Origin of the sequence: Pantoea sp. LS15, assembly GCF_012241585.1 — a bacterium.
Taxonomy (GTDB): Bacteria; Pseudomonadota; Gammaproteobacteria; order Enterobacterales; family Enterobacteriaceae; genus Enterobacter.
Genome location: NZ_JAAVXA010000042.1, coordinates 1 through 290 on the forward strand (window position 1 = coordinate 1; position 290 = coordinate 290).

1 pseudogene is annotated in these 290 nt (G+C 64.8%); it reads left to right on the plus strand.

From position 1 onward, the window contains the following. Nucleotides 1–33: 33 nt before the first annotated feature. Nucleotides 34–290 (plus strand): annotated as a pseudogene (locus HED65_RS22475) (glycine betaine/L-proline ABC transporter permease ProW); the annotation flags it as partial.

Consider the following 290-nt stretch of genomic DNA (forward strand, 5'->3'; position numbering starts at 1 on the left):
TGCTGCAGGCTTTAGATCGCGAGGGGACAAACAATGGCTGATCAATCTAACCCGTGGGATACCGCACCGGCGGCGGATAGCGCCGCCCAATCTGCCGATGCCTGGGGCACTCCGGCCGCCGCGCCGGCCGACGGCGGCGGTGCCGACTGGCTGACCAGCGCGCCGCAGGCGCAGCCGGAACATTTCAACATCATGGACCCGTTCCACAAGACGCTGATCCCGCTGGATAGCTGGGTGACGCACGGTATCGACTGGATAGTGATCCACTTCCGCCCGCTGTTCCAGGGGAT